The organism is Oceanospirillum sediminis (assembly GCF_014164585.1).
GTDB classification, from domain to species: Bacteria; Pseudomonadota; Gammaproteobacteria; order Pseudomonadales; family Halomonadaceae; genus Oceanospirillum; species Oceanospirillum sediminis.
In genome coordinates, this window is sequence record NZ_JACJFM010000044.1 from 33,163 (window position 1) to 39,761 (window position 6,599).

5 protein-coding genes are annotated in these 6,599 nt (G+C 49.2%); 1 reads left to right on the forward strand and 4 read right to left on the reverse strand.

Features of this window, described 5'->3' with window-relative positions; genetic code table 11:
- Nucleotides 1–4 precede the first annotated feature (4 nt).
- Entirely contained in the window at nt 5–1,009 is a 1,005-nt protein-coding gene (locus H4O21_RS21300; protein ID WP_182810956.1) for a response regulator, read from the forward strand.
- Nucleotides 1,010–1,095: 86 nt separating this feature from the next.
- On the opposite strand, the gene H4O21_RS21305 is transcribed toward H4O21_RS21300, so the two are convergent.
- The 4 genes from H4O21_RS21305 to H4O21_RS21320 form a co-directional block, all read right to left on the reverse strand.
- Nucleotides 1,096–2,349, reverse strand: a complete 1,254-nt coding sequence (locus H4O21_RS21305; protein WP_182810958.1) for a DUF1513 domain-containing protein — start codon at nt 2,347–2,349, stop codon at nt 1,096–1,098.
- A gap of 3 nt (nt 2,350–2,352) precedes the next feature.
- Nucleotides 2,353–3,462 carry an imelysin family protein gene (locus tag H4O21_RS21310; RefSeq protein ID WP_182810960.1) on the reverse strand — a complete coding sequence of 370 codons (1,110 nt, stop codon included), beginning with the start codon at nt 3,460–3,462 and terminating at the stop codon, nt 2,353–2,355.
- Complete coding sequence (locus tag H4O21_RS21315; RefSeq protein WP_255487407.1) at nt 3,462–4,916, reverse strand: di-heme oxidoreductase family protein; 1,455 nt, start codon at nt 4,914–4,916, stop codon at nt 3,462–3,464. The genes H4O21_RS21310 and H4O21_RS21315 overlap by 1 nt, the downstream gene beginning before the upstream one ends.
- 208 nt (nt 4,917–5,124) lie before the next feature.
- Nucleotides 5,125–6,402: an imelysin family protein gene (locus tag H4O21_RS21320; RefSeq protein ID WP_182810962.1), complete on the reverse strand. Its 1,278-nt coding sequence runs from the start codon at nt 6,400–6,402 to the stop codon at nt 5,125–5,127.
- Between the last annotated feature and the right edge of the window lie 197 nt (nt 6,403–6,599).

Sequence of the window (6,599 nt, forward strand, 5' to 3'; positions counted from 1 at the left end):
TTTTATGAAAAAAATTCTGATTGTGGATGATGAACCTAATAATCTGCAGGTTCTGAGACAAATTCTTAAAGAGCACTATCAGCTTATTTTTGCGAATAATGGCAAAAAATGTCTTGAAGTAGCGCCTGTTCATAATCCTGATCTGATTCTGCTGGATATTATGATGCCGGATTTGAGCGGTTATGAAGTGTGTGAGCAGCTTAAACTGAACCCGAAAACCAGCGACATTCCGGTGATTTTTGTTTCGGCAATGAGTGATACTGATGATGAAGCCAGAGGTTTCGATGTGGGAGCTGTGGATTATATTCATAAACCTGTCTCTGCACCCATAGTGCTGCGTCGGGTTAAGATACATCTTTCAATGGTCAGAGCACAGGAGCTGGAGCGCAGCCAGAAAGCGGCCATTTATATGCTGGGTGAAGCCGGGCATTACAATGATACGGACACCGGAGATCATATCTGGCGCATGGCTGACTATGCGGCTGTGCTGGCGGAGGCATATGGCTGGCCAAAGGAAAAAACAGAGTGGCTTTTGTTGGCGGCTCCTATGCATGATACCGGTAAAATAGGGACTCCAGATGCTATTCTGAAAGCACCACGAAAACTATCTGCTGAAGAGTGGGCAATTATGCAGGGGCATTCCGAGATCGGCTATGAGATTCTCAGTATGTGTGACAGCGAGATATTTAAACTGGCAGCTGAAATAGCCCGTTATCATCATGAGCGTTGGGATGGAAGCGGGTATCCGAATGGCTTATCGGGTGATGATATTCCCGAATCTGCTCGTATTGTTGCTATTGCGGATGTTTTCGATGCGTTAACCATGAAGCGGCCATATAAGGATGCCTGGAGCGTTGAAGAGGCAATTGAAGAGATTAAAAAGGGGGCGGGTAATCACTTTGATCCTGAAATGGTTGAGCTTTTCCAGCAGGTTCTGCCGGATATTCTGGCGGTGAAGGAAAAATGGGAGCATAAAAATGCTAAAGATATTATGGCTTCTTCACCCTGAAACCAGCCTCTGTCAGTACTCAGACAGGACTAACAGAGGCGGCTGTACGATTTAAATCCCAGGTTTACCAATCAGAATAAATCCGTTTAACTCGCCCAGGTCAGATGGTTGTCCCAGTGAATCCCTTCAAACTGCTTTTGCCACAGTAAATCACCATTGTTGGCATCAAAGGCTGCAAGGGTGCCGTCACCACTGCTGACATAATATACCGGCAGTATGGGGTGAGCACAGACTCCGGCGCAATCTGCCAGTGACATAGTCCTTATCATTTGTCCACTTGAACGCTGCCAGAAGGTTACCTTGTTATCTCTGGGGGCTGTGACACATACGCTGTCAGCAGTACTATGGCAGCTGACACTGGCAATGTAGGCTTTTAAGCCTGGCCAGAGTGCATCTTCGGCTTTGACGGCTGTCAGATCTGATTCTCCTGGGGCATGATTGTAGACCAGGTTCGGGCTTTCATAAATTTCACCCTGATACTGAGCGCCTACCCATACCCGGCCATCGCTGGAGGTATCCAGGTGCCTCAGAGAAAGCTGGTGATGAGGTGGTGTGGCCTGGTCGGCCAGTTGACCCTCAAGGTTCAGATAGCTGATATTCGGCTGCATGATATCCAGATTCAGCTTAATGCGGGGATAATCCGGATGGGTTTCTATACCCCCGTTAGCTACTACCAGCAGAGTGTCCCCCTGATGTTTCAGCCACGCGATCTGATGAGGGCCAGTGCCATAGGATGACCACTCTTTCAGCTTTTTAAAACCCTGATGGACGGAATATATGCCAATTTTTCCTTCAGCATTGTCATAGTCATTTTCCGGACAGTACAGCAGACTGCCATCGGCAGAGAAGATGCCATGACCATAAAAATGCCGCCCTTCATTGGCATTAACAAACCAGTGACGCTGAGTAGATAAATCCTGAACTAATAGCTGCCTGCCAGGCCGGCGGGCGACCGAAACCAGATAACGGCCATCCGGTGACATAGCGACCTGGTGCCCTCTCCACTGGCTTGGCAGCATCTGAGGGGATTGCTGCAGTTGTAATAGCTGATGTCCCATTGTTTCTGTTTTGACACTGCTGGCCAGACGGATACTGGCTGGATCTGCAATATTGCCGGAAGCTGCCGGATCGGTAAGCGTTGTGTTTGATGATGTATTAAAAAGCGTGCAACCTGAAACAGAAACAGCCAGCCCCGCCAGGGAGGCTGACTGTAGCAAAAAACGGCGACGACCCGGATCAGACGATGCTGATAAGCCGGTTGGTGCGTTTATTTCACTACTCTGTGTGCTTCTGTTATCAGATAGTAAAAGACCCGATGTCTCGTTATCTGATGATCTCATACCTTAATCTCCATCCCGGGAGTTAAAGGTCTGAGCCAGATCAAAATGTACCAGCGGTTTTTTCAGCGCTTGTTCCAGCTTTTTAATATCCAGATAGATAGCTTTTGCCAGATTCCGTGCTTCTGTTGATACAAAGGTCTGATCGCCATAGTCTGCCAGCTGGCTCAGCTGACGGCGAACGTTTTGTAACTGTTCGCTGATCGCTGTCGCTTCATCAGCAAAACCCTTTCTCAGTAGTAACTGATGGGGGCCATTCTTGCCATCCGTACCGTGGTACATTTGATCAATATCTGCCAGGTTCTGCTGCATATTGTCCAGGCTCAGGCCGCTGCGCCAGTTTTCTGCCAGATACAGATTACTGTTTGCTTTGTCTTTATTGAGACGAAATGGTTTATAAATCTTATCTTTGGCAATCACCTCTGCACTTTGAGCCAGTCCGGCCAGAAGATAACCGGCGGCCTGTGTTGTACTGGCAAAGGTTTCATTACCCAGGCCTGCATCATGCCAGTGAGCCAGAAACTCACTTTCCTGCCACCGTGTCAGCAGGGCTTCACTGTTTTTCAGGCTCTGCTGGCTGATTGCCACCAGAGACGGACAGGTTTGGTGAACACTGGAGCGTTGCAGATAGCCCGGATCAAATAACAGGTATTCGCTAGCGGCCATGCCTTGTACTGCAATACCACCTTGATGAATATCCGGCTGAGTGCCCTGTTGTACCATCGCACGCATTTTACGTTCGACCAGATTCTTCTTATCCGGCCAGAAAGTGATGTTCAGGCGTACTGTGGTGTCCACATTAGGCCCCAGAGGGAACACCTGAATACGTTGCCACTGTCGGGCGCTGTTACGCCACTGCTTCTGAAGTTTGCCCAGTGCCTGCCACTCAGTCAGTGGTGTGTTCTGTTCCTGAATATTGTCGCAGGCCTGAACAACAGTGGAGCTGAATTGCTGATTATCGGCAATCAGTTGTTTCATGTGCTCAGACTGGGTATTTTCAGTACTGATAATAAAGGCATCATAGTCAAACGGTATCTCACTGCTGGCAGCCCACAGAGGAGCTGACAGTAATGTGGATAGTACACCTGTTACGGCAAAAGAGAGTGTTCCCTGCATTAAATTGACTCCAGGAAGTGCAGCATCTGTTTGCGTTCTTGTGCGCTCAGTTGCATAAAGTTCTGTTTAATCTGTTCGGCTTCACCGCCATGCCAGAGAATGGCTTCTTCTATTGTACGTGCCCGACCATCATGCAGGTAGTTTTCCTGACCTGTGACCACTTTATTCAGACTCATACCCCAGAGCGGAGCGGTTCGCCATTCACGACCATCGGCGAGAAATTCCGGGCGGTGATCAGCCAGGTCTTCACCCATATCATGTAACAGCATGTCAGTAAACGGGCGAATCTTCTGGTCAGACAGTTCTGGACGGTCAGCAGCAGAGCCTGTGACCCATTTTTCGGTATGGCACTGCTGACAACCCACCTGGTTAAACAGACCATAACCGGCCTCTACATCTGGATGGTTATGATCCCTTTGTGCAGGAACTGCAAGATGCTGAGTATAGAAGGTAACATGGTTCAGCGTTTTTTCTGTGACTTCCGGTTCACCGCCGGAAGCGCTCAGCTCGCAAGGCTGGGTATCAGTACAATCGGTGCCAGCATGCAGAGGACTGGTCAGACCCATATCACCGGCAAAGGCTCCGGCGTTTTGCTGTTTAAGACCTGACTGACCGGCTTTCCAGCCGAAGCGACCCAGCTGAGTACTTTCTGTGATCGGGTCCCAGACTCTGTTGGCCTTACCGGAAATGCCGTCGCCATTTTTATCTTCCGGGTCCGCATTTGCCAGAATTTCATCTTCTTTCAGCAGTTCCAGCAGACCCAGACCAATCATTTGTGGCGCGATACGAGGGGATATCTCAAGACCGTCAGCCGCTTTGCCGTATGCCAGATTAATTAGCTCATAGTGCGGTACACGCAATTCTGTTGTGCTGCCATCCGGATAGTTCACGGTACGCGTGCTGTAGCTTAGCCGCATTTCGCCTTCAGGCGTGATGCGTGTGGTTGCAAAATTCTGTAATTGCCCACCATAAATCGGATCGTTCAGCGGGCCAAACTTAGCCTGTTGCTGCTTTTCTTCTTCTGTTTCTGCCGGGCGACTCAGGCGAAGGAACAGACTGACGGCGGCTTCTGTACCAGCAGCCAGTTCATGATTGATTGCAGGCACAACACCACGACCATCTTTAATATGGCAATTCTGACAGGCATTGGTGTTAAACAGTGGTCCCAGACCGTCACGGGCCGTCGTACTGGCTGGAGCCATAACCCAGGGGGCTTTGAAGAAACTGTTGCCGACTTTAAAGTCCAGTTGGCGCATAGGTGGCAGGTTAGCTGCGGGCCGGGAGAAAGCATTGCGGTCATTTTGTTTGACCGTCGTCGCGCCGCCCATTCTGGGGTCCTGTTTGTTGATATCAGTACTGGCTGTCGCAGAGAGGCTACCCAGCAGGCCAGAAAGCAGAACACCTGTGGTGAGTAATGAAGAAGTTGCAGGCTTTATATTAGTCTTCGATGACATAAATTGATATCCATCAAGTTTTTCCAGGTCCATAACGCACAAACGGCCCGCAGGCCGTTTGAAATTCATCCACTCCCTGGATGCTATGTTTTCAGCTTTTATCCCTCATCCCTGAGCTCTGACAACGATGTCAGAGAGGCCGTATCCGAGATACGGCACTGATGGCCTTTACGGCTCTTCTTTGAATGACTCAGATCAGTCACGAATATTAAAACTCGTGATCTGCAGTATCCGGGTTCAGAGCGTCAACATTCAGTGTGGTAGCAACCTGCTCAATGTAACGGGTCTGTTTAACCAGAGATTCGATGGTATTGTTCAGCATCGCTTCACCCTGCTGGTTACCGGCAGCGATCATCATGTCGAACTTAATCTGCTGAGGACCTTCTGCCAGATCAACAATCTTCTGCAAAGAGCTATCCGTGTTAGCCAGCTGCTGACGAGTCATCTTATCCAGAGACGCATCTTTGGCTTTCACCAGATCACTCAGACTGATGCCGTTAACCATGGAACCATCAACACGTTTGTACTGACCCAGGTATACATTCTGAATGCCTTTGGCATTGAAGTAATGGGAGTAGTGAGTGTTGTCTGAGAAACAATCGTGTTCGTCTTCAGTAGAGTTAGCTTCCAGAGCGACTTTGATACGCTCACCAGCCAGTTCACCCAGAGACAGGCTACCCATGCCATAAAGCATCTTACGCAGGCCCTGTTCAGGTGCATCTGCCAGCAGTTCTGCACGGTAGTTACCGGACTTGCCTGCAGACCACTGATCACGCATCCACTCCAGATCTGCTACCAGCAGATTAGTGGCTGCTTTCAGGTATTGTGCGCGACGGTCACAGTTACCACCGGTACAGCCTGCACCCTGAACGAAGTCCGTGTATGGACGTTCACCGGCACCGGTGTTTGTGCCATTCAGATCCTGGCCCCACAGCAGGAATTCAATCGCGTGGTAACCGGTTGCAACGTTTGCTTCAGAACCACCCAGCTCATTCAGCGAGGCCAGTTTATCCGCAGTGATGCTGGTCAGATCCAGAGTTTCAGAACCCAGTTTAACCTGTTTGCTGGAGATAATGTTCAGCTCTGCACCCGGATTGCCCAGTTCATGCTGGTAGTAACCACCATCAACGTAATCGATCAGACCTTCATCCAGAGGCCATGCATTCAGCTGACCTTCCCAGTCGTCAACAACGGCGTTACCAAAACGGAACACTTCACTCTGCTGGTATGGTTCACGAGCGACTTTCCATTTTGCTTTCAGCTGTTCCAGCCCTTCAGCACTCGGGCTGGCAATGAACTGATTAACAGATTTCTGCAGATCAACAGCCGTCAGATATGCATCATCAAATGTTGCGTGAGCAATATTGGCATAGTTCTGAACAACCTGTTCTTCCGGAGTGCCCGTCAGTTCAGAAGATTGCATCGTTTTACAGCCAGTCATACCAACTGTCAGTGCGATCGCTAAGGCCAGAGTTCTTTTTTGCATGGTTATTCCTGCAACCTGAATTGGAGTGGGTTTGTTGTTAATAGTGCTAATGAGAACTTTTATCAATATTATTTGTTTCGTCGAAATTAAGCAACTGATATGAGCCATCACTGCTGTCCGGTTTAAAAAAACGGAAGGGGCTGGAGAGCTTAACCTCTGGGGATTACGGTAAAATAGCAGTTGTCGAGACAGCATTT

Excerpts from the sequence above, each read along its gene's own strand:
- H4O21_RS21300 (WP_182810956.1), top strand. The coding sequence starts at position 5 with ATGAAAAAAATTCTGATTGTGGATGATGAACCTAATAATCTGCAGGTT.
- H4O21_RS21305 (WP_182810958.1), bottom strand. The coding sequence starts at position 2,349 with ATGAGATCATCAGATAACGAGACATCGGGTCTTTTACTATCTGATAAC.
- H4O21_RS21310 (WP_182810960.1), bottom strand. The coding sequence starts at position 3,462 with ATGCAGGGAACACTCTCTTTTGCCGTAACAGGTGTACTATCCACATTA.
- H4O21_RS21315 (WP_255487407.1), bottom strand. The coding sequence starts at position 4,916 with ATGTCATCGAAGACTAATATAAAGCCTGCAACTTCTTCATTACTCACC.
- H4O21_RS21320 (WP_182810962.1), bottom strand. The coding sequence starts at position 6,402 with ATGCAAAAAAGAACTCTGGCCTTAGCGATCGCACTGACAGTTGGTATG.